We start from the raw sequence: 20,243 nt of genomic DNA on the forward strand, positions 1-20,243 counted from the left end.
GGCCATGCGCTTCGACGTCGTCACGTTGTTTCCCGACCTGTTCCAGCCGTTCCTGACGCAAGGTGTGACGCGCCGGGCGTTCGAAAGCGGGCAGGTCGATGTGCGGCTGTGGCAGTTGCGCGACTTTGCCGACGACAACTACCGCCGTGTCGACGACCGCCCGTACGGCGGTGGGCCCGGCATGGTGATGCTGGTCGAGCCGCTGGAGCGGGCGCTGGCAGCCGTGCGGCAGCAGCGCCAGGAGGATGGTCCCGTGGTGCTGTTCACGCCGACCGGGCGCCGCATCGACCAGGCGCTGCTGCAGGAATGGGCGGCGGGGCCGGGCGCGACCCTGGTGTGCGGCCGCTACGAAGGCATCGATCAGCGTTTCGTCGACAGCCACGTCGACCTGGAGCTGAGCCTGGGCGATTTCGTGCTGTCCGGTGGGGAGTTGCCGGCGTTGGCGCTGCTGGACGGCGTCGCCCGCCTGCAGCCCGGTGTACTCAACGATGCGCAGTCACATGCACAGGACAGCTTCAGCGATGGCCTGCTCGACTGCCCGCACTACAGCCGCCCGGAAGTGCTGCAGACCGAGCAGGGGCCGCGGGCTGTGCCGCCCGTGCTGCTGTCGGGCCATCATGCCGACATCGCACGCTGGCGCCGGGAGCAATCGTTGCGACTGACGGCCGGGCGCCGGCCCGACCTGATCGCCGCTGCTCGGGCAGCCGGAAGCCTGTCGCCGGATGACGAGAAGTTCCTGGCCGCACTTCAGCTATAATCATCGGCTTTTCGATCCTCTGCCAAGCAGGCGGCGCCGTTGCGTTCGCCACTTTCGCAAGCGTTGGCACGATCATTTGGAGAAATCATGGATCTGATCCAGCAACTCGAGCAGGAAGAAATTGCTCGCCTGAACAAGACCGTGCCGGCCTTTGCACCCGGCGACACGGTCATCGTCAACGTGAACGTCGTCGAAGGTACCCGCAAGCGCGTGCAGGCCTACGAAGGCGTCGTGATTGCCAAGCGCAATCGCGGGCTGAACTCCAGCTTCATCGTGCGCAAGATTTCCAGCGGCGAAGGCGTCGAGCGGACCTTCCAGCTCTACAGCCCGCTGATCGCGTCGATCGAAGTCAAGCGTCGCGGCGACGTCCGCCGCGCGAAGCTGTACTACCTGCGCCAGCGCAGCGGCAAGTCGGCACGCATCAAAGAGAAGCTGGCGTAAAAGAAGCCCGCGCAAGCAGGCTTCCTGCCTTGCGCAAGCCGGTCGTTCTGCACATTTGCAGACAGCCGGCACGAGCCGCCTGGCGCATGATGCGCGGGCGGCTTTTTCGTTTCCGCCTGTCTCCATGTCGTTGATCCTGAATCCCGAGGAACTGCCGGTTGTCGGCGTCGATGCGCACCTGCCCCCGGTGGCTGCGGAGCGGTTGCAGCCTGCGGCGCTGCGCGAGCGCTTTCTGGCGCCACCGCCATGGGAGCCCGAGGTCGCGGCCGAACGCCGCATCGGGGCGCGCGAGCCGGCCCATGCCTCGGTGCTGATTCCGCTGGTGGTGCGCAACGAACTGTCGGTGCTGCTGACCCGGCGTACCGAGCATTTGCGCGACCACGCCGGGCAGATCAGTTTTCCCGGTGGGCGTGCCGAGCCTCACGATGCCGATGCGGCCGCCACGGCTCTGCGCGAGGCGGAAGAAGAGGTCGGCCTGCCGCACGAGCATGTCGAGGTGATCGGCTCGCTGCCGATCTACAAGACCGTCACGGCGTTCATGGTGACACCCGTCGTTGCACTGGTGCGGCCCGGGTTCGAACTGCGGCCCGACCCGTTCGAGGTGGCCGACGTGTTCGAGGTGCCGCTGAGCTTTCTGATGCAGCCGGCGAACCATCAGCGCCACGTCTTCGAATTTGCCGGCGAGCGCCGCGAATTCTTCTCCATGCCGTGGCAACACGCCGAGCAGCGATACTTCATCTGGGGCGCTACGGCGGCCATGCTGCGCAACCTGTACCGCTTTCTCTCGGCTTGACCGGCCCACCCGGCGGCTATCATGCCGACTCATGAGTTTCTTCTCGGTTCTCTTCGCACTGCTGATCGAGCAACTCAAGCCCTTGCGCGGTGGCAACGTGATCCACGAGTCGCTGATGGCGTGGGTGCGCTGGACGGGGCGCAACTTCGACGCTGGCAAGGACGTGCATGCCTGGGTGGTGTGGGGCATCACGGTGATCGTGCCCGCGCTGTTGACCTGGGGCGTGTTCTACGTGATCGCCCAGTTCAGCCTGCTGGCGGCGTTGGCGTGGAATATCGCAGTGCTGTACATGACGCTCGGGTTCCGGCAGTTCAGCCACTACTTCACGGACATTCGTGATGCGCTCGAGCGTGGCGACGAGAACACCGCCCGTCGCCTGCTGGCCGAGTGGCGCCACCTCGACGCGAGCGAGCTGCCGCGCAGGGAGTTGCTGCGCCACGTGATCGAGCATTCCCTGCTGGCGGCGCATCGCCACGTCTTCGGCGTGTTTTTCTGGTTCGTGCTCCTGGCCACCGTGGGACTCGGGCCGGCGGGCGCGGTGCTGTACCGCATGGCCGAGTTTTCGAGCCGCTACTGGGCGTACAAGAGCCGCACCATCGGCGTACCGAGCAACCAGCGGCTGATGGAGCTGGCGCAACAGCTCTTCGGCATGCTCGACCACGTGCCGGCGCGGCTCACGGCCTTCGGCTTCGCGGTGGTCGGCAACTTCGAGGAAGCGATCGACAGTTGGCGCCGACACAGCGAGCTGTGGCGGTATGCGAATGACGGCATCATTCTCGCCGCTGCAGCTGGCGCTGTCGGTGTGCGTCTGGGCGGCAGCAGTGCGCCGAGCGTGACCCCCGACCGCTCGAAGACCTTCGAGATCGGCGCGGCCACCGAAGCGGGCGAGGCTGAAGGCTCGACCCATGGTCTTCCGCCCGAACTCGGCCATCTGCGCAGTATCGTCGGACTGGTGTGGCGCTCGGTGGTGCTGTGGATGCTGCTGCTGGCGCTGCTGTCGCTGGCCAACCTCGTCGGCTGAGCCGCCAGGACCGTGCCGGGCAAACGCGCCGTCCCACGGTCGCCGGAGCCGCGGGCGGGGCTCAGTACACCTGCCGCCCCAACTCTTCGAGGATCTCCCCGTAGATGCGGTAGCGCGCCGGGCTGATCTCGCCGCGCTCGACTGCAGCGCGTACGCCGCAGCCCGGCTCCTGCCGATGCGTGCAGTTGTAGAAGCGGCACTGGCCGGCATGCTCGCGCAGGTCTGGCATGTAGGCTGGCAACTGCTGCGCCTCGACCTGCCGCAAACCGAACTCCTGGAAGCCCGGCGAATCGATCAGACCGGTGCTGCGCTCGGCATCGAGCCAGTACCACTGAGTGCTGGTGGTCGTGTGCCGGCCGGAGTTGAGCGCCTGCGAGATCTCGCCTACCTGTGCCTGGGCCTCCGGCACCATCAGGTTGATCAGCGTGCTCTTGCCGGTGCCCGAGGGGCCCAGCACCAGCGTGCTGCGGCCCTGCAGCCGCGGCGCCAGAATCTCCCGCGATTCGTCGCGCCGGGCCTTCAGCGCGACCTCGACCAGCTCGTAGCCCATCGCCCGGTAGGGCGCGAGGCGTTCACGCGCCGCCGCGGCCTGGGGCAGGTCGACCTTGTTGAGCAGGATGCACACGGGGATGCCGGCGTACTCGGCCGCGATCAGCGAGCGACTCAACTGCGACTCGCTGAACACCGGCTCGGCGGCCACCATCACGAGCAGCAGGTCGAGGTTGGCGGCGAAGGACTTGGTGCGCCATTCGTCCTGCCGGAACAGCAGATTGCGGCGCGGCTCGATCTGCTCGATCACGCCTTCGTCGCCGACGTTGGAGACGGTCGGCTGCCAGCGAACACGATCGCCGACGACACAGTCGCTCTTCTTGCCGCGCGGGTGGCAGATCAGTCGCTGACCCTCAGGCGTTTCCACGATGTAGTGACGGCCGTACCCGGCCACGACCAGCCCGATGTCCAGTTCGACGGTCTTCACCAAGGCGCGTCAGCCCAGCAAGGCGTCCGCTTTGGCGGCGCAGATGAAGTCGTTGATCGAGATGCCGCCGACCGAATGGGTGTTGAAGCGCACCTGGCAGCTGCCGTACTTGACGAGCAGGTCGGGGTGGTGGTCTTCGGCATGGGCAATCCACGCCAGCGCGTTCACGAAGGCCAGGGTCCGGTGGTAGTTGTCGAAGGTGTACGTCTTCTCGATCGCGCCTTCTTTCAGCGCCCAGCCGCTGAGCTGGCGCAAGCCGGTTTCGATCGCGTCGGCAGACATCGGCGAGCCGCCCTCGAGCGGGCGGCACTTCTGGTTCAAAAGAGTGTTCATGGCATCGCACTCGTGTGGGCTTGCATGGCCGCCAGGCGCTGCGACGCCGGCGGGTGGGAATAGTAGAAGCGCACGTAGACCGGGTCGGGTGTCAGCGTCGAGGCGTTGTCTTCGTAAAGCTTGAGCAGCGCGGCGGCGAGATCGCGTCCGTCGGCCTGCTCGCAGGCATACGCATCGGCTTCGAACTCGTGCCGCCTCGACAGGCTCGCGGCCCACGGCGAGACGAAGAACATGAACACCGGCCCCGCGAGCAGGAACAGCAGCAGCGCCACGGCGTCGTTCGGCGCGGCCAGGTTGGGCGACACCCCCAGCCCGGCATAGAACCACGTCTGGTTCGACAGCCAGCCCAGCAGTGCAAAGCCGAGCAGGCTGATGCCGAAGATCGCGAACATGCGCTTGAGCACATGGCGACGTCTGAAGTGACCGAGCTCGTGCGCAAGCACCGCCTCGACCTCGCCGGGCGAGAGTTTGTTGATCAGCGTGTCGAAGAACACCACGCGCTTGGCCGCACCGAACCCGGTGAAGTAGGCATTGGCGTGGGCCGAGCGCCTGGAGCCGTCCATCACGAACAGCCCCTTGGCCCGGAAGCCGCAGCGCGCCATCAGCGCCTGCACGCGCTCGCGCAGCGTGTCGTCGGCCAGCGGCTCGAACTTGTTGAACAGCGGCGCGATCACGGTCGGGACGATCACCAGCATCAGCAGGCTGAACGCGACCCAGGCGCCCCAGGCCCACAGCCACCATGTGTCGCCCGCGGCGCCCATCAGCCACAGGATCAGCGCGGCGATCGGCAGGCCCAGCAAAGCGCCGACGATCAGGCTCTTGACGAGGTCGCCGAGGTAAAGCCTCCATGTCATGCGATTGAAGCCGAAACGCTGCTCGATGCGGAAGGTGCTCCAGAGCTCGAACGGCAGGTCGAGTACCCCACCGATGACACTGAAGGCGACCAGCAGCGCCAGCTGGTAGGCCATGTCGCCCCATGCCGGCTGCACCGCGTCGCGCACCGCGGCATTCAGCGCGTCGAGCCCGCCCAGCAGCGTCCAGCCGAGCAGCACGGCCGCGCCGAAGGTGGTCGTCAGCAGCCCGAAACGCAGCTTCGCGACGGTGTAGTCGGCGGCGCGCTGGTGCGCTTCGAGCGAGACCCGGCCGGCGAAGGCGACCGGGACGGCGCCGCGGTGTTGCGCAACGTGCCGGATTTGCCGGCTCGCGAGCCAGAACTTGGTCCCCAGGGTGGCCAGCAGCGCGGCCGCAAAGGCCAGGGTCAGAACGGAGGCAGCTTGCATAGGCTGCAAGTGTAGGCGCCGGCAGGGTCGGGGCCCGGATGGCGGAAAATGCCCCGATCACAGGAGAGCGCATGACCGAAGACACCACCGCCATCCCACCCGCTTTGGCCTTCAACGACCAGAACCTGATCTGGATCGACATGGAGATGACCGGCCTGTACCCCGAGCGCGACCGCGTCATCGAGATTGCCGTGGTCGTGACCGACCCGCAACTGACCGTGCGCGTCGAGGGCCCCGTGTTCGCGGTGCACCAGGCCGACGAGGTGCTCAACGCGATGGACGCCTGGAACAAGGGCACGCATGGGCGCTCGGGCCTGATCGACCGCGTCAAGGCGTCGACCATCACCGAAGTCCAGGCCGAGGAACAGACGATCGAGTTCCTGAAGCGTTTCGTCTCGAAGAGCGCGTCGCCGATGTGCGGCAACTCGATCTGCCAGGACCGCCGGTTCCTTGCCAACTACATGCCGCGGCTCGAAGGTTTCTTCCACTACCGCAACCTCGACGTCAGCACACTGAAGGAGTTGGCGCGGCGCTGGAAGCCCGACCTGCTCAACGGCTTCAAGAAGGCGCAGAAGCACACCGCGCTGGCGGACATCCACGAGTCGATCGACGAACTGGCCTATTACCGTCAGCACTTCCTGCAGGCCTGATGCTCACGGCGGCGGGGGCGCGTTCATCTCGCGCATCAACCGCCGTGCCAGCCAGGCAAGCAAGCCGACCGCGACGGCCAGTACCGCCCACAGGGCCCAGCGCCGGCGTTCGGCCGGCGTGCTGCGGGAAAGGCGCTCGGTGAGCGACAGCGAGGGGGGCGTGACGGCCTGGACCTCGCCGAGCGTCGCTGCGGGGAGCGTGAATTCCTCGCCTGTCCGGTAGCCGGGAATCAACTGCGCCAGGCTCACGTCCTGAGGCCCCGCATGCGCCTTGCCGACCTGCAGAGAGAAGGGCGGCTCGCCACGCGCGGCGAATACCAGCTGTGGCGCTTGCCAATGCACCGTGGACGGTAGCGCCTGCGCTCCGACGTCGGGACTGCGCGCCGAAAGGCGCAGTCGCCAATATCGAGAGGGCGGGACCGACAGATCGACACCCGGCGCACGCAACTCGCGGCCATCGCGCAACAACCAATAACTGGTGAAGCTGGCGACCGGCTGCCAGGAGTCGCGTGTCTCGGCGCGCCGGTCGAGCTGGAAGCTCGCTACCGTGTTGCGCTGCGGCAGTTCGAGCTGCAGTCGACGCAGCGCGACGCTGCCTTGCAGGTCGAGCACCCATTCACGCACCGCCCCCCCCTCGGCTGGGACCGGTTCGAAGCGGACCTGGGCGCTGTCCAGGGCGGCGCTGTCGCTTCGGCCTTGCAACTCGGCATCCACCCGCTGCAGCGGCACGGCCGGGTCCAGACGCAGTCGCAGGTACTTGGGGACGGACGTGTCCGACGGCATGAGGATGCGGCGCACCGACAGTCGCTCGCCGGCAGCACCGCCGACGCCGGGGGCGTCGAGCAGCAAGGCATCCCCGGCAGGCCGCCATTGCTGCAGATCGTCGCTCGCTTCCAGCACGGCGTGGACGGTCGAGCCCTCGGCGGGCGTCTGCCAGTCGACACGCAAGGCGAGCAGGCGTTCGCCGGCGCCGAGCTCGCGGCGAACCCGGTTCAGGTCCAGCAGCCATTGCGCGGCAACGGTGGGCGGGGCCGGCGCGACGGAGGATGCAGTTTCGACCTGCACCACGGCGCCCTGCGCATCGACCCGCACTTTCACCGGCGCGTGGCGACCGGCCGTCGCTGCCACCGCGGGCCAGGCAAAGCGGGGGACGGCCACCAGGCGCGTCGAGGTCTGCGTGGGCGGTGGTTCGGCCCAGGCCATCGGCACCGGCGCGCCGTTGGCGCTGAGCACACGCACGTCGGCCAGGTCCTGGCGCTGCGAGCGTTGCAACACGGCGAGCGGTAGCACCAGCCGGTGCAAGCCGTCATCGGAATGAAGCTGGACGGAGGCCTGCGCCGCGAACTCCGGCACAGCGGGCGCTGCAACGGCGGTGACGCACAAGACCAGCACGGCCCCACCGGCCAAGGACGCAAGACGTTTCATGCACGCGACTCCGATGTGGGCGCCGCCGGCGGAAGCGGCGAGACATAGCCGATCACCAGCATCAGCAGGCCGACACCGAGGAAGGACACGATGCGCTGCAGCGTGCCCAGGTGGGACAGGTCGACGAAAAAGAGCTTCAGCACTACGGCGCCGAGCAGCACCGCACCGGCGAGCCAGACGGTGCGAGCACTGGCCCGCCCCGCTCGGCGGGTGGCCCACAGCATCGTCAGCAGGGCGGTGACCGTCCACAGGATCGTCAGGCTCATCTGCACGAGGTCGCTGTCGAGTGCGCCCGCGTCCCACATCGGTGTGCCGGCCCAATGGTGCAGGATGCGCACCAATGCCGAATTGAGCCACCAGAAGGCTGCAGCGAGTGTCAGCACCGCCAGCGGCCGGCCCCAGCGCGCGGAGCTGCCGCCCAGCACCCGCCACAGCCGGATGCCGAACAGCAGGCCCAATGCGTGGCCCAGATCGATGGGGTTGATCAGCGGCAAGTAGGGCAGGGGTGCCATCCCGGCGTCGCTGTAACCGTTGACGAATGCGCTCCACGTCAACAGCAGCAGCGCCCAGGGCAGCAGCACGGCATGCCGGTAAGCGCCCGGGTGGGGTGCCGCCGGCCACGCTCCGCGCGCCGCCGCCGCCAGCAGCCACCACGCGACCGCCGTCGGCAACAACACCGGCGCCAGTGCGGTCCATGCTTCGTGCCGCCCGATCGCGGTGCCGGCCACGGCATACAGCAGCACCGCACCGTGCGCCATCGCATACCAGGCGAGCGCCGCGTGCTCGAAACCGGTGGCGTGGTGCAGCCAGCCGGCGGCCTGCAGGCGTCGCAGCAACCACACGCCGACGGCCAGCACGGCGACCAGTTCCAGCCAGCCGTAGCCGTCGAAGTAGCGTTCCCATGGCTGCGATGGGTTGAACAGCGTGCCGAGCATGCCGGTGATCGATGCGGCGGCCGCAAGCAGCCACAGCACACGCGCCGGCAAACGCAGTTCGGGCCACATGACACGGCGGTGCAAGGCCTCCAGCATCAGGCCCGCCACCGCGAACAGCATCGCCGTGCGCCAGGAGGTATCGAGCGAGGGCCAGGCAACCGCGTCCAGTTCCTCGCCGACGCCGCCCAGCACCTGCAACAAGCCGAGGCCCAGCATGAACCAGTGTGCCGCAGCCCACGCCTGCGACGGCAGCCGGTTCCACAGTGGCTGCACCGCGCCTGCCGGCAGGGCAGGATGCGCTTGCAGCAACTTGGCCGAGACCAGTGCGGAGCCGCCGAGCAGCAATGCCGACAGCAAGGCCGCGTTGACGATCAGCGCTTGCTCGGCAAGCCGCGCAGGATGGTCCCAGAACATCGCGGCCGCGACGCATTGCAGCAGCAGGCCCATGCCGGTAGCCCACAGCCGGCCCTGGCGCAGGCCGATCCAGACGATGCCTGCTCCTTGCACGGCCCATGCGGCACCGGTCCAGCGCGCGTCGAGCGCGAGCGGCGTGACCAGCACGAGAAAGATCACGCCCAGCGCCAGCAAGCCCTCGATCAGCAGGCGCAGCTGCTGCCCGCTGTGCCGCCACAGCCAGCGCCCGAGCACCAGGTAGACGCCCGACAGCACCGCGCTGGAAAGCGCGAGCGCATAGGGCATCTCCTTCACCAGCGCCGCCTGCAGGCCGAACGCCACGATGGGCAGTCCGAACAGCAGCCCGCCGTCGACGTAGGGCAAGCCCTGGGGGGTTCGTTCACCGACCAGTTGGCGGCTGTACTGCACCGAGATGAACAGGTACAGCACGAAGTGCGCGATCAGGAAGGGCTCGGTGGTCGCGAAGTACTCGGGCTGCCACGAGCGTGCGCCCCACAAGCTCGCGATCGTGAAGGTGAAGAAGAAGCCGACCAGGTTCAGCAGCTTCCAGGTCTGCCGCGATGCGATCCAGGCGATCGCGAGGTTCAGCACCAGGTAGTAGCTGAACAGCGCGACGTGGCTGCCCTGGCCGGTGGACGCGAACACCGGCGCGAGAAAATCGCCCGAGAAGCCCAGCACCGCCAGCGGCAGCGCGTTCTGCACCACGGCCAGCACGGCCGCTGCGGCCGACAGCGCGGCCAGCAGTGCAAAGGCCAGCCCGGCGGGCACCAGCCCGTAGAGCCGGAAGGCAGCGAAGATCGTCAGGTAGAGGACGCCGACACCGGCGCCCTGCAGCGTGAGGCCGTAGCCGCGCCGCTTGTCGCGCAGGCGCCACCCGATCACCGCGAGAACGCCCCCCCCGAGCGCGACGCCCGCCAGCCGCAGCTCGATGGGCAGCAAGGCATGCTCGGCGGCATAGCGCAGCAGGAAGGCGACGCCGAGGAACAGGATCAGCACGCCGATGCGCACGATGGTGTTGCCGCCGCGGAACCAGGCGAGTGCGCTGCGGCCGAGCGAGGTGGTGACCGCGGGGGAGTACTCGTCCGGTTCGAGCGCCGGCGTGACGGTTCGCGGCGGCGGTGCAGCGACCGGCGCAGGCAGCGGGGTTGCAGCCGGTTCATTCCAGTCTTCGAACCCGGGCTCGGCCGGCGCCTGCGGCGGCTCGACGGCGACCGGCGCCCCGGGCGATGCCGGGAGCGCGGCAGCGGGTGCGTCTGGAGCGGCCGCGGGTGCCCCCACCTGCTCAGGTGCACGCTTCAGTTGTGCCAGCTCCGCTTCGAGGATGCCGACCCGGTGGAACAGCCGTGCGATCAGCACGCCCATCAGGCCGCCGAGGGCGACCAGCCCGCCACCGGCGCCAAACCAGTCAGCCAGGACCCAGGCAAGCGCCAGGCCGACGATCAATCCGATCCAAGACATCGAGGCCCTCCCTCTGTGAGGTTGTTCTACGCGGTGTGCGGCGGATTGTAGGCAGCCGCAGCGCCGGGCAAACGCGGGCAAGCGCGGGGTATCGCCTGACGATGCCGGCCGGATCAGGCGTCAGGGTAGCGATCAGGCCACAGGCTGGCGGCCTGCGCCAGCGCCTCGCCCAGCGTGGGCGCATCGACGGTGAGCCCGAGCGCACGAGCGGCTTCACGGACCGCGTGGACCGGGCGGCTCACATCGAGCGCCGGTGCGCCGTTCTGTTTCGACAGCTTTTCGCCGTTGGGCCCGAGCACCAGCGGCGTGTGCAGGTAACGCGGTGTCGGCAGGCCGAGCAGACGCTGCAAGTGGATCTGGCGCGCCGTGTTGTCGGCCAGGTCTTCGCCGCGCACGATGTCGGTGACACCCTGGGCGCCGTCGTCGACCACCACCGCCAACTGGTAGGCCCATGGCCCGTCGGCGCGCTTGAGGACGAAGTCACCGACCGCTTCCGCCAGGTTCTGCGCCTGGGCGCCGAAGCGCCGGTCGGTCCAGGAGACGCTTACCGGTTGCCACGTGCCGTCGGCCACGCGCTGCGCCGTCAGCACCCGCATCGCGCGCGCGGCCTTGCCGTGCAGGCCGCTGCGGCAGGTGCCGGGGTAGACCAGTTCGCCGTGGCGCGGCTTCGCGCGGTGCGCGGCCGCCAGCGCGTCGGCGATGTCCTTGCGAGAGCAGGCGCAAGGATAGGCATGACCCTCGGCGACCAGCCGCTGCAAGGCCTGCTCGTACAGCGCCGAGCGGTGCGATTGCCAGGTCGGTGGCTCGTGCGGATGCAGGCCGCAAGCCGACAGTTGCTGCAGGATCATCTGGTCTGCGCCTGGCACGCAGCGCGGGCTGTCGACGTCCTCGATGCGCACCAGCCAGCGGCCACCATGGGCGCGCGCATCGAGCCAGCTCGCAAGGGCCGCCACCAGCGAACCGGCATGCAGCGGCCCGGTGGGCGAAGGCGCGAAGCGGCCGATGTAGCCCGGCATGACCCGGTCAGCCGAGCAGGCCGGGTTGCCAACCGCTGTGGCGCTGCAGCAGTGCAGCGCGGGTGGCGGGCCGCTCCAGTTGTTCCAGCCACCATTGCAGCGCCAGGCCCAGCCGCGCGCGCGAGCGTCCGGCGCTGCCGTCGGGACTGGCGCGCCAGGCGTAGTACAGCCGTCCGGCCTGGTTCATGCGCAGCACCTCCTTGCGCACCAACCGGCCCACCTGCACGTGCTCGCGCACCAGGCTTTCGGGCAGGAAACCGCCGCCGAGCCCCCGAAGCACGGCTTCGAGCTTGGAGCCCACGCTCGGCACCGTCAGCACGTCCTGGCCGGGCAGCAGGTTGACGGTGATCGGCGTCAGGCGCTGTGCCGAGTCGGCCACCGCCACGGCGCGGTGATGCACGAGGGCCGCATCGGTCAGCGGCTCCGGTGCGGAAGCCAGCGGGTGGTGCGGGGCGACGACATAGACCATGTGCAGTTCACCGAGCAGCTCCATCTTGATGCCGGCCGGCGGCGTGTGCTCGCCCGAGACGCCGAGTGCGAGGTCGGCAACGCCGCTGACCAAGGTTTCCCAGGTACCGGCCAGCACTTCGGAGCGCAGCCGCAGCCGGGTGCCCGGTCCGTGCGGCGGGTTCAGCGCGTAGAAGGCTTCGCACAGCTCGAAGACCGTCAGGCTCGACAAGATGCTGTCGACCGCGATGCTGATCTGCGTCTCCCAGCCCGAGGCCACCCGCTTGACGCGGTTGGCAACGGCGTCCATCTCCTGCAGCAGCCGGCGACCCTCGTGCAGCAGCTCCTCGCCGGCAGCGGTGAGCCGGGCCTGGCGCGAGCGCCGGTCGAACAGCAGCACGTCGAGGGCGTCCTCGAGCTGGCGCACGCTGTACGTCAGCGCCGACGGCACCTTGCCGAGCTCGCGAGCCGCGGCAGCGAAGCTGCCCGTACGCGCGATGGCATCCATCATCGCGAGAGCTTCGGGGGTGAGGACGTTGCGGCGCTCGGACATGTTCAAAGGCTTTGAATGATGCCATCAAGGCCCGAGGGTCGTCGGGCGCCGCTCCGGACCCTAGATTGGAGGCAGGACACCACGGAAGGACACCACCCATGATCACCCCACGCCGATCGCTCGAACGCGGCCACGCCGACCACGGCTGGCTCGACAGCTATCACAGCTTCTCGTTCGCCGACTACCACGACCCGGCCCACATGGGTTGGGGCAACCTGCGTGTCGTCAATGAAGACCGCATCGCCCCGGGCACCGGCTTCGGCACGCATGGACACCGCGACATGGAGATCATCTCGTACGTGCTGGAAGGCGAACTCGCCCACAAGGATTCGATCGGCAACGGCGCTGCGATCCGGCCAGGCGAGGTGCAGCGCATGAGCGCCGGTCGCGGCATCCTGCACAGTGAATACAACCCTGCGCCGCAGCAGAGCACGCACTTCCTGCAGATCTGGATCCTGCCGAACGTGCAAGGCGTGGCGCCGGGCTACGAGCAAAAGGACTTCTCCGCCGAGGAGAAACGCGGCCGCTTGCGCCTGGTGGCGTCGCCCGACGGCCGTGACGGCTCGGTGATGCTGCATGCCGACGCGGCGATGTACGTCGGCTTGTTCGACGGTAGCGAAACGGCCGAGCTGGCGCTCGACCCGCAGCGCAAGGCTTATGTGCACGTCGCGCGCGGCGAAGTGTCGGTCAACGGCCTGACGCTGTCGGCCGGTGACGGCGCCAAGTTGCAGGGCGAGTCGTCGCTGAAGATCGACGGCGGGCGGCAGGCGGAGGTGATCGTCTTCGATCTCGAGCCTTGAACGGCCACCCGGAGCAGCGAACCGGCCGTCCCTTGCTACAGTGCCGGCCATGGACGCCAACGAACTCCGCATCCTGAGCCTGCTGCCGTGGACCGACTGGCTGGCGCTCGCCTGGTTTTTCGTCGCCTGGGTGGGCTACGCGCTGTTCGCACGCAAACGCTCGGCGTCGTCGATGTCGCTGCTGGCGGTGACCAATCAGTACCGGCGTCTGTGGATGCTGCAGACGACCGGTCGCGACGTGCGGGTCGTCGACGGCATCGTGATCCAGAACCTGTCGACCAGCCCGTCGTTCTTCGCGTCCACCACCATCCTGATCATCGGCGGCCTGCTCGCGTTGCTGGGCACCACCGACAAGGCGACCGAGCTGGTCCGGGAGATTCCGTTCGCCGCGCGCACCTCGGCGTTGGTGTTCGACCTGAAACTGCTGCTGCTGCTCGGCGTCTTCGTCTATGCCTTCTTCCGCTTCACCTGGTCGCTGCGGCAATACACCTTCGGCGCATTGATGGTGGCGTCGGCACCGGACTATCGCGTGTTCGACCGCGGGGAAGCGTCACGCGACGAGTTCGCCGACCGCGCAGGGCGCATCGTCGGCATGGCGGCAGAAACCTTCAACGACGGATTGCGAGGCTACTACATGGCCTTCGCGGTGATCGCGTGGTTCTTCTCGCCGCTGTGGTTCGCAGTGGGCACTGCCGGCGTGGTCTACGTGCTCTACCAGCGCGAGTTCCACTCCGAGGTGCTGGCCATCCTGAAATCTTGAATCCCGGGGCCGCTCCTTGCAAGGGGCGATGCGGGCGGGCCGACAAGGACGGATTCGAGGCGTCCCCCGGTTTTGGCTGTACATCGCGCGTGCAAGGAAGCTATCGGGGCAGTGCCGGGCTGCCTTCGCTCGCTTGCAGGCCCGCATCGAGAGCCTCGCGTTCATCGAACACGAAGCAGGTGCCACGGTAGTGCGGCCCGCCGGTTTCCTCGAAGTACTTGAGGATGCCGCCTTCGAGCTGATAGACATGCTCGAGCCCCGCTTCCCGCATGAAGATCGCCGCCTTCTCGCAGCGGATGCCGCCGGTGCAGAAGCTGACCACTGTCTTGTCCTTCAGTTCCTGTCGATGCCGCAGCACGGCGTCGGGAAACTCGCTGAACTTCGAGAGCCGCCAGTCGATCGCGCCCTCGAAACTGCCATAGTCGACCTCGAAGGCGTTGCGCGTGTCGAGCGTGACGACCGGGCGGCCGTCGTCGTCGTGTCCTTGATCCAGCCAGCGGGCCAGCGTGGCTGCGTCCACCGCCGGCGCTCGCCCCATCTGCGGGCGTATGGCGGGGTGGTTCATGCGGATGATCTCGCGCTTGACCTTCACGAGCAGCTTGCGAAAAGGCACCTCGTCGGACCAGCTCTCCTTGGGGGCCAGGTCCGCAAAACGCGTGTCGGCGCGCAGCCATGCCACGAAGCTTTGCACCGCGTCGGCGGCGCCGGCAAGAAACAGGTTGATGCCTTCCTCGGCGAGCAGGACGGTGCCCTTCAAGGCACCCCCGGCGGCTTGTGAGTGAATGCTCTCGCGCAGCGCTGCGCAATCGGTCAGCGAGACGAACTTGTAGGCGGAAATGTTGAGAACCGTGTGCACCGCGGGATTTTAGGCCGGCGCCCCTGCCTACAATTCCGGCCATGCCCTTCGTACACCTGCGCACCCACACCGAGTTTTCCGTCGTCGATGGCACCTTGCGCATCGATGAGCTGGTCGCCGCGGCGGCCGAAGACGGCCAGGTCGCGCTCGCGATCACCGACCTGAGCAACCTGTTCGGTGCCATCAAGTTCTACAAGGAAGCGCGCGGCTCCGGCGTCAAGCCGCTGGTCGGCGCCGACGTCTGGCTGGAGCCCGAGGACCCGTCCGGCGACCGCCAGCCGAGCCGCCTGCTGCTGCTGATCCAGAACCAGGAGGGCTACCTCAACCTCTGCGAACTGCTTGCGCGCGGCTGGACCCAGAACGTCAACCGCGCACAGGCCTGGCTGAAGTGGGAGTGGCTGGAAGCGCTGAACGAAGGGCTGATTGCGCTGTCGGGCGCCGAGCAGGGTATCGTCGGCCAGGCGTTGATGAACCGTGACGGCAAGCGCGCCGAAGCGGTGGCGCAACGGCTCGCCGGCATCTTCGCGGGGCGCTTCTATCTCGAGGTGCAGCGCGCCGGCCTGCCGAGCAACGAGGCGCACGTGCGCGCCGTCGTGCCGCTGGCCGCGAAGCTGCAATTGCCGGTGGTGGCCACACACCCGGTGCAGTTCCAGACGCCGGACGACTTCGAGGCGCACGAAGCGCGTGTGTGCATCGCCGAGGGCGAGACGCTGACCAACCCGCGGCGCATCAAGCGCTTCACGCGCGAGCAGTACTTCAAGTCGCAGGCTGACATGGAAGCGCTGTTCACCGACATTCCTTCCGCGGTGGCCAACACCGTCGAGGTGGCCCGGCGCTGCAGCTTGACGCTGGTGCTCGGCAAACCGCAGCTGCCTGACTTCCCGACGCCCAACGGCATGCCGATGGAAGAGTATTTCCGCTTCGCATCGCACGAGGGGCTGGAGGAGCGGCTGGCGCACCTGTATCCCGACGCGGCCGAGCGCGACCGGCAACGGGCACGCTACGTCGAACGGCTCGATTTCGAGATCGGCACCATTCTGAAGATGGGCTTCCCGGGCTACTTCCTGATCGTGGCCGACTTCATCAACTGGGCCAAGGACAACGGCTGCCCGGTGGGGCCGGGCCGCGGCTCGGGTGCCGGCTCGCTGGTGGCCTACGCGCTGAAGATCACCGACCTCGACCCGCTGCGCTACAACCTGCTGTTCGAGCGCTTCCTGAATCCCGAACGCGTGTCGATGCCTGACTTCGACATCGACTTCTGCCAGGCCAACCGCGACCGCGTGATCGACTATGTCAAGGAGAAGTACGGCCGCGAGGCCGTCTCGCAGATCGCGACCTTCGGCACCATGGCGGCGAAGGCCGCGCTGCGCGACGTCGGCCGCGTGCTGGGCATGGGCTACGGCCATGTCGACGGCATCGCGAAGCTGATCCCCGCACCGCCGGGCAAGACCGTGACCCTCAAGCGCCCCGGTGACAAACCCGACAGCGGCGTGATCTATGCGCGCAAGGAAGCGCCCGAGATCGAAGAGCGCGAGAAGAACGAGGAAGAAGTCGCCGAGCTGCTGGCGCTGGCCGAACGCGTGGAAGGCATGGTGCGCAACATCGGCATGCACGCCGGCGGCGTGCTGATCGCGCCGGGCAAGATCACCGACTTCTGCCCGTTGTACATGCAACCCGGCAGCGATTCGGCGGTGTCGCAGTACGACAAGGACGACGTCGAGGCGATCGGTCTCGTGAAGTTCGACTTCCTGGGCCTGGCCACCCTGACCATCCTGGAGATGGCCAAGGATTTCATCGTCCAGCGGCATCCGCAACAAAAGGATTTCGACTTCGCGAAGATCCCGCTCGACGACCGGGCGTCGTACCAGCTGCTCTCCGAAGGCAAGACGGTCGCCGTATTCCAGCTGGAAAGCCGCGGCATGCAGGGCATGCTGCGCGATGCCAAGCCCAGCGTCTTCGAGGACATCATCGCGCTGGTGGCCTTGTACCGCCCTGGCCCGATGGACCTGATTCCCAGCTTCTGCGCACGCAAGCACGGGCGCGAAGAGGTCGAGTACCCGCACCCGCTGATGAAGGAGGTGCTGGAGGAGACCTACGGCATCATGGTCTACCAGGAGCAGGTGATGCAGGTGGCGCAGCGCCTGGGCGGCTACTCGCTCGGCGGCGCCGACCTGCTGCGCCGCGCGATGGGCAAGAAGAAGGCCGAAGAGATGGCCAAGCATCGCGTGCTGTTCGCCGAAGGCGCGGCCAAGAACGGCATCGATGCGAACCTCGCCAACGAGATCTTCGACTTGATGGAAAAGTTCGCCGGCTACGGCTTCAACAAGTCGCACGCCGCGGCCTACGCGTTGCTGGCCTATCACACGGCCTGGCTGAAGGTGCACTACCTGGCCGAATTCACCGCGGCCAACATGAGCGTCGCGCTCGACGACACCGACAAGCTCAAGATCTTCTACGACGATGCGGTGCAGCTCGGCATCCGCTTCGAGCCCCCGAACGTCAACACCGGCACCTACCGGTTCGAGCCGGTGGCCGACAAGGTGGTGCGCTATGGGCTGGGCGCCATCAAGGGCACGGGGCAGAGCGCGATCGAGGCCATCGTGCAGGCACGCGAGGAGAGCGGGCCGTTCAAGAGTCTGTTCGACTTCTGCGCGCGTGTCGACCGCAGCCGCATCAACAAGCGCACTGTCGAGGCCTTGATCAAGGCCGGCGCATTCGATGCGCTGGAGCCGAACCGTGCGACGCTGATCGCCAGCATTTCGCTGGCCTTCGACTACGCCGACACGCAGGCCGCCAACGTCGATCAGGGCGGGCTGTTCGACTTCGGGTCGGACGACGGGGAGGCGCATGGCTCGTCGACGCAAGAACCCGAGCTCGTCGTGACGCCGGAATGGAGCATCAAGGAGCGGCTCGGTTTCGAGAAGCTGGCGATCGGCTTCTATCTCTCGGGCCACCTGTTCGACGAGTCGCAGGCCGAGGTGCGCCAGTTCGCCAAGCGCAAGATCGCCGACCTGATCGACAGCCGCGAGCCGCAACTGCTGGCCGGCATCGTCAGCGACCTGCGTGTCGTCAACGGCCAGCGCGGCCGCGTTGCGATCTTCCGGCTCGACGACAAGAGCGACGTGATCGAAGCCGTGGCGAATGAAGAACTGCTCGATGCGCACCGTGAACTGTTCAAGGACGACGAACTGCTGATCGTGCAGGGCAAGGTGCAGCCGGACCGCTTTTCCGGCGGGCTGCGATTGAACGTGCAGCAGGTCTGGGACCTGGCCAGCGCGCGGTGCCGCTTCGGCAAATACCTGCGGGTCGCGGTCAACGGTTCGGCGCCGCCGGTGAGCGAGCTGGTCCAGCAGTTCCCGCCCAAGCGCATCACCACCGAACACGGTGCTCTGCTGCAGGGCCTGGTGGTGCGCCTGCAACTGCACCGTGCAGCAGCCTACGGCGAACTGGACCTGGGGGAGGCTGCCCGCTTCTACCCCACCGATGAAGCGCTGCTGCGCTGGAAGCGTGACGCCCACAGCGGGCAGGCGCAGGTGGTGTACGAGTAGTCACAATTTCGGGCGTGACGGAGTTGGGTTTTCACGCCGCCATGCGACAGACTATGGGCGTATTTCCCTTGTTTGATCCGCCGCGACGGCTACGATACGAGCCTCGCCGTTGTGGCGCCCTGGATCTCCGTATGCACCCGAAAGCCCTTTTCTCTCTGATCGCGCTGACGATCGCTGCAGCTTCGGCTCATGCGACCGACGTCGGCGTCTCGGTGTCCGTCAGCCAGCCCGGCGTGTACGGGCGCATCGACATCGGCCATGCCCCGCCGCCGGCCCTGATCTACCCGCAACCGGTGATCATCGTGCAACCGGTGCATGTGGCGCCCCGGCCCGTGTACATGCGCGTGCCCCCCGGCCATGCGAAGAACTGGCGCAAGCACTGCCACAAGTACGACGCCTGCGGCACGCCGGTCTACTTCGTGAAGGACGATGACGGACACCGCGGTGGCCGCCACGAGCACAAAGGCCGCGGTCGCGGGCACAAGCACGACTGAGGCCGTCAGCGGATCACGTTGAGCGCCTCGTAGCAGGCGCCCATCGTGTGATAGTCGGTCTTGCCGGCCGGGCTCTTCTCATTGCTGTACTTGCGGTTGCGGCGGTCGAGGATGCGGTACCACGCACCGTGCTGGTGGTCGATCATGTGCTGCCAGGAATAGGCCCAGAGGCGTTCGTACCAGCCCCAGTACGCCGCGTCGCCGCTGGCGTCGGCCAACAGCGCAGCGGCCGCGAAGCTCTCTGCCTGCACCCAGAAGTACTTGTCGTCGTCGCAGACCCGGCCTTCCGGATCGAAGCCATAGCACAGTCCTCCGTGCTCAGCGTCCCAGGCACGCGCCATGGCCGTTTCGAACAGATGACGCGCCGTCGGCAGCATCCAGGCCTCGTCGCGGTGTCGCCGCAGAATCAGCAGCAGCTTGGCCCATTCGGTCTGGTGCCCCGGCTGGAAGCCCCATGGCCGAAACAGGTGCTTCGGGTCCTGCCGGTTGTAGTTCCAGTCGGGCCGCCAATGGGTGTCGTAGTGCTCCCAGACCAGCCCGCCGGTGCCCGGTGCGAGTTGCTGGGTCAGCCGGGAGGCGAGCGTGCGCGCGCGGTCCAGGTAGCGGTCGTCGCCGGTCGCCTCGAAGGCGGCGATCAATGCTTCGCAGCTGTGCATGTTGGCGTTCTGCCCGCGATAGGCCGACAAGCTGCCGTCGGGCAGGATTTCGTCGGCATAGAGCAGGTCGCCCGGCAGCCAGAAGTGCTGCTCCATCCATGAGAAACAGGCCTCCAGGCCTGCTCGCGCCTCGGCAATGCCGGCCTGCAGCGCGACAGCGTGCGCCAGCAGCACGAAAGCGTGGCCGTAACAATGCAGCGTGCTGTCGAGCACCTCGGGCCGGCCCTGGGCGTCGAGCCGCAACAACCAGGTGTAGCCGCCGTCGAAGCGGCGGTGCACGTTGTGCAGGAAGCGCAGCCCATGCCGTGCGCGCTCTCGACAGGCTTCATCGCCGAAGAAGCGGGCGGCCATCGCGTGATTGAAAACGAACCGACAACTGCTGACCAGGTGCCGGGTGTCTTGGTTATAGACGGTGCCGTCGTCCAGAAAGAAGTGGAAGAAGCCGCCGCGACGGTCATCGACGCAGACCGGGTCGTAGAACGCGAGCGTGCGACGGATGTGGTCGATCAGGAAGGCACGCGAGCGGAAATCGGGAGTCATCTCGGACGGGTCGGTTGGTTCGGACGTCGATCATAAGCGCGCATCCGGGCGTTGTCGCCAAATGCGAGAACAAGGCGGCAGTCCGGGCTC

General features: G+C 67.6%; 18 protein-coding genes. 9 read left to right on the plus strand and 9 right to left on the minus strand.

From position 1 onward, the window contains the following. The first annotated feature begins 4 nt into the window (after positions 1 to 4). The 4 genes from trmD to M8A51_RS00610 all read left to right on the plus strand — a co-directional run bounded on the left by trmD (position 5) and on the right by M8A51_RS00610 (position 3,012). Entirely contained in the window at positions 5 to 757 is a 753-nt protein-coding gene (gene trmD / locus M8A51_RS00595; protein WP_251776149.1) for a tRNA (guanosine(37)-N1)-methyltransferase TrmD, read from the plus strand. Between the two features lie 87 nt (positions 758 to 844). Continuing rightward, positions 845 to 1,198: a 50S ribosomal protein L19 gene (gene rplS / locus M8A51_RS00600; protein ID WP_251776150.1), complete on the plus strand. Its 354-nt coding sequence runs from the start codon at positions 845 to 847 to the stop codon at positions 1,196 to 1,198. Positions 1,199 to 1,322: 124 nt separating this feature from the next. Further along, the gene (locus tag M8A51_RS00605; protein WP_251776151.1) at positions 1,323 to 1,991 is read left to right on the plus strand and encodes a CoA pyrophosphatase; all 669 of its coding nucleotides are present in this window, start codon (positions 1,323 to 1,325) and stop codon (positions 1,989 to 1,991) included. Positions 1,992 to 2,022: 31 nt separating this feature from the next. After that, positions 2,023 to 3,012 carry a CobD/CbiB family protein gene (locus M8A51_RS00610; RefSeq protein WP_251776152.1) on the plus strand — a complete coding sequence of 330 codons (990 nt, stop codon included), beginning with the start codon at positions 2,023 to 2,025 and terminating at the stop codon, positions 3,010 to 3,012. Between the two features lie 61 nt (positions 3,013 to 3,073). Here the strand turns inward: M8A51_RS00610 and rsgA are convergent, their stop codons facing one another. Genes rsgA through M8A51_RS00625 form a run of 3 tightly spaced genes read right to left on the minus strand, consistent with a single transcriptional unit; the run spans position 3,074 to position 5,601 of the window. Next, positions 3,074 to 3,991 carry a ribosome small subunit-dependent GTPase A gene (gene rsgA / locus M8A51_RS00615; protein WP_251776153.1) on the minus strand — a complete coding sequence of 306 codons (918 nt, stop codon included), beginning with the start codon at positions 3,989 to 3,991 and terminating at the stop codon, positions 3,074 to 3,076. A 6-nt stretch (positions 3,992 to 3,997) separates the two neighbouring features. Beyond that, positions 3,998 to 4,321, minus strand: a complete 324-nt coding sequence (locus M8A51_RS00620) for a 4a-hydroxytetrahydrobiopterin dehydratase (RefSeq protein ID WP_407062183.1) — start codon at positions 4,319 to 4,321, stop codon at positions 3,998 to 4,000. Next, positions 4,318 to 5,601, minus strand: coding sequence for a M48 family metallopeptidase (locus tag M8A51_RS00625; protein WP_251776154.1), 1,284 nt, complete (start codon positions 5,599 to 5,601; stop codon positions 4,318 to 4,320). The genes M8A51_RS00620 and M8A51_RS00625 overlap by 4 nt, the downstream gene beginning before the upstream one ends. Before the next feature lie 71 nt (positions 5,602 to 5,672). Here M8A51_RS00625 and orn point away from each other — a divergent pair, with 71 nt between their 5' ends. Next, positions 5,673 to 6,251, plus strand: coding sequence for an oligoribonuclease (gene orn / locus M8A51_RS00630; protein WP_251776155.1), 579 nt, complete (start codon positions 5,673 to 5,675; stop codon positions 6,249 to 6,251). 3 nt (positions 6,252 to 6,254) lie between these two features. Here orn and M8A51_RS00635 read toward each other — a convergent pair whose 3' ends face one another. The 4 genes from M8A51_RS00635 to M8A51_RS00650 all read right to left on the minus strand — a co-directional run bounded on the left by M8A51_RS00635 (position 6,255) and on the right by M8A51_RS00650 (position 12,499). Further along, positions 6,255 to 7,676 (minus strand): DUF3999 family protein, encoded by a 1,422-nt coding sequence (locus M8A51_RS00635; RefSeq protein ID WP_251776156.1) that lies wholly within the window; start codon positions 7,674 to 7,676, stop codon positions 6,255 to 6,257. Next, the gene (locus M8A51_RS00640; protein ID WP_251776157.1) at positions 7,673 to 10,483 is read right to left on the minus strand and encodes a DUF2339 domain-containing protein; all 2,811 of its coding nucleotides are present in this window, start codon (positions 10,481 to 10,483) and stop codon (positions 7,673 to 7,675) included. The genes M8A51_RS00635 and M8A51_RS00640 overlap by 4 nt, the downstream gene beginning before the upstream one ends. A gap of 113 nt (positions 10,484 to 10,596) precedes the next feature. After that, positions 10,597 to 11,499 carry a tRNA glutamyl-Q(34) synthetase GluQRS gene (gene gluQRS, locus M8A51_RS00645; RefSeq protein WP_251776158.1) on the minus strand — a complete coding sequence of 301 codons (903 nt, stop codon included), beginning with the start codon at positions 11,497 to 11,499 and terminating at the stop codon, positions 10,597 to 10,599. A gap of 7 nt (positions 11,500 to 11,506) precedes the next feature. After that, entirely contained in the window at positions 11,507 to 12,499 is a 993-nt protein-coding gene (locus M8A51_RS00650; RefSeq protein ID WP_251776159.1) for a LysR substrate-binding domain-containing protein, read from the minus strand. Between the two features lie 98 nt (positions 12,500 to 12,597). Between M8A51_RS00650 and M8A51_RS00655 the strand changes: the two genes are divergently transcribed. Further along, the gene (locus M8A51_RS00655; RefSeq protein WP_251776160.1) at positions 12,598 to 13,299 is read left to right on the plus strand and encodes a pirin family protein; all 702 of its coding nucleotides are present in this window, start codon (positions 12,598 to 12,600) and stop codon (positions 13,297 to 13,299) included. Positions 13,300 to 13,348: 49 nt separating this feature from the next. Further along, on the plus strand, positions 13,349 to 14,059 hold the full coding sequence (locus M8A51_RS00660) for a DUF599 domain-containing protein (protein ID WP_251776161.1): 711 nt from the start codon (positions 13,349 to 13,351) through the stop codon (positions 14,057 to 14,059). A 100-nt stretch (positions 14,060 to 14,159) separates the two neighbouring features. On the opposite strand, the gene M8A51_RS00665 is transcribed toward M8A51_RS00660, so the two are convergent. Continuing rightward, positions 14,160 to 14,915 carry a sulfurtransferase gene (locus M8A51_RS00665; RefSeq protein WP_251776162.1) on the minus strand — a complete coding sequence of 252 codons (756 nt, stop codon included), beginning with the start codon at positions 14,913 to 14,915 and terminating at the stop codon, positions 14,160 to 14,162. Between the two features lie 41 nt (positions 14,916 to 14,956). Here M8A51_RS00665 and dnaE point away from each other — a divergent pair, with 41 nt between their 5' ends. Both dnaE and M8A51_RS00675 read left to right on the plus strand, forming a co-directional pair. After that, entirely contained in the window at positions 14,957 to 18,463 is a 3,507-nt protein-coding gene (dnaE, locus tag M8A51_RS00670) for a DNA polymerase III subunit alpha (protein WP_251776163.1), read from the plus strand. Between the two features lie 131 nt (positions 18,464 to 18,594). Then, on the plus strand, positions 18,595 to 18,957 hold the full coding sequence (locus M8A51_RS00675; protein ID WP_251776164.1) for a hypothetical protein: 363 nt from the start codon (positions 18,595 to 18,597) through the stop codon (positions 18,955 to 18,957). A 5-nt stretch (positions 18,958 to 18,962) separates the two neighbouring features. Here M8A51_RS00675 and M8A51_RS00680 read toward each other — a convergent pair whose 3' ends face one another. Then, complete coding sequence (locus tag M8A51_RS00680) at positions 18,963 to 20,153, minus strand: AGE family epimerase/isomerase (RefSeq protein ID WP_251776165.1); 1,191 nt, start codon at positions 20,151 to 20,153, stop codon at positions 18,963 to 18,965. Between the last annotated feature and the right edge of the window lie 90 nt (positions 20,154 to 20,243).

The sequence above is a fragment of the Caldimonas mangrovi genome, assembly GCF_023721835.1.
In the GTDB taxonomy this organism is placed as follows: Bacteria; Pseudomonadota; Gammaproteobacteria; order Burkholderiales; family Burkholderiaceae_C; genus Caldimonas; species Caldimonas mangrovi.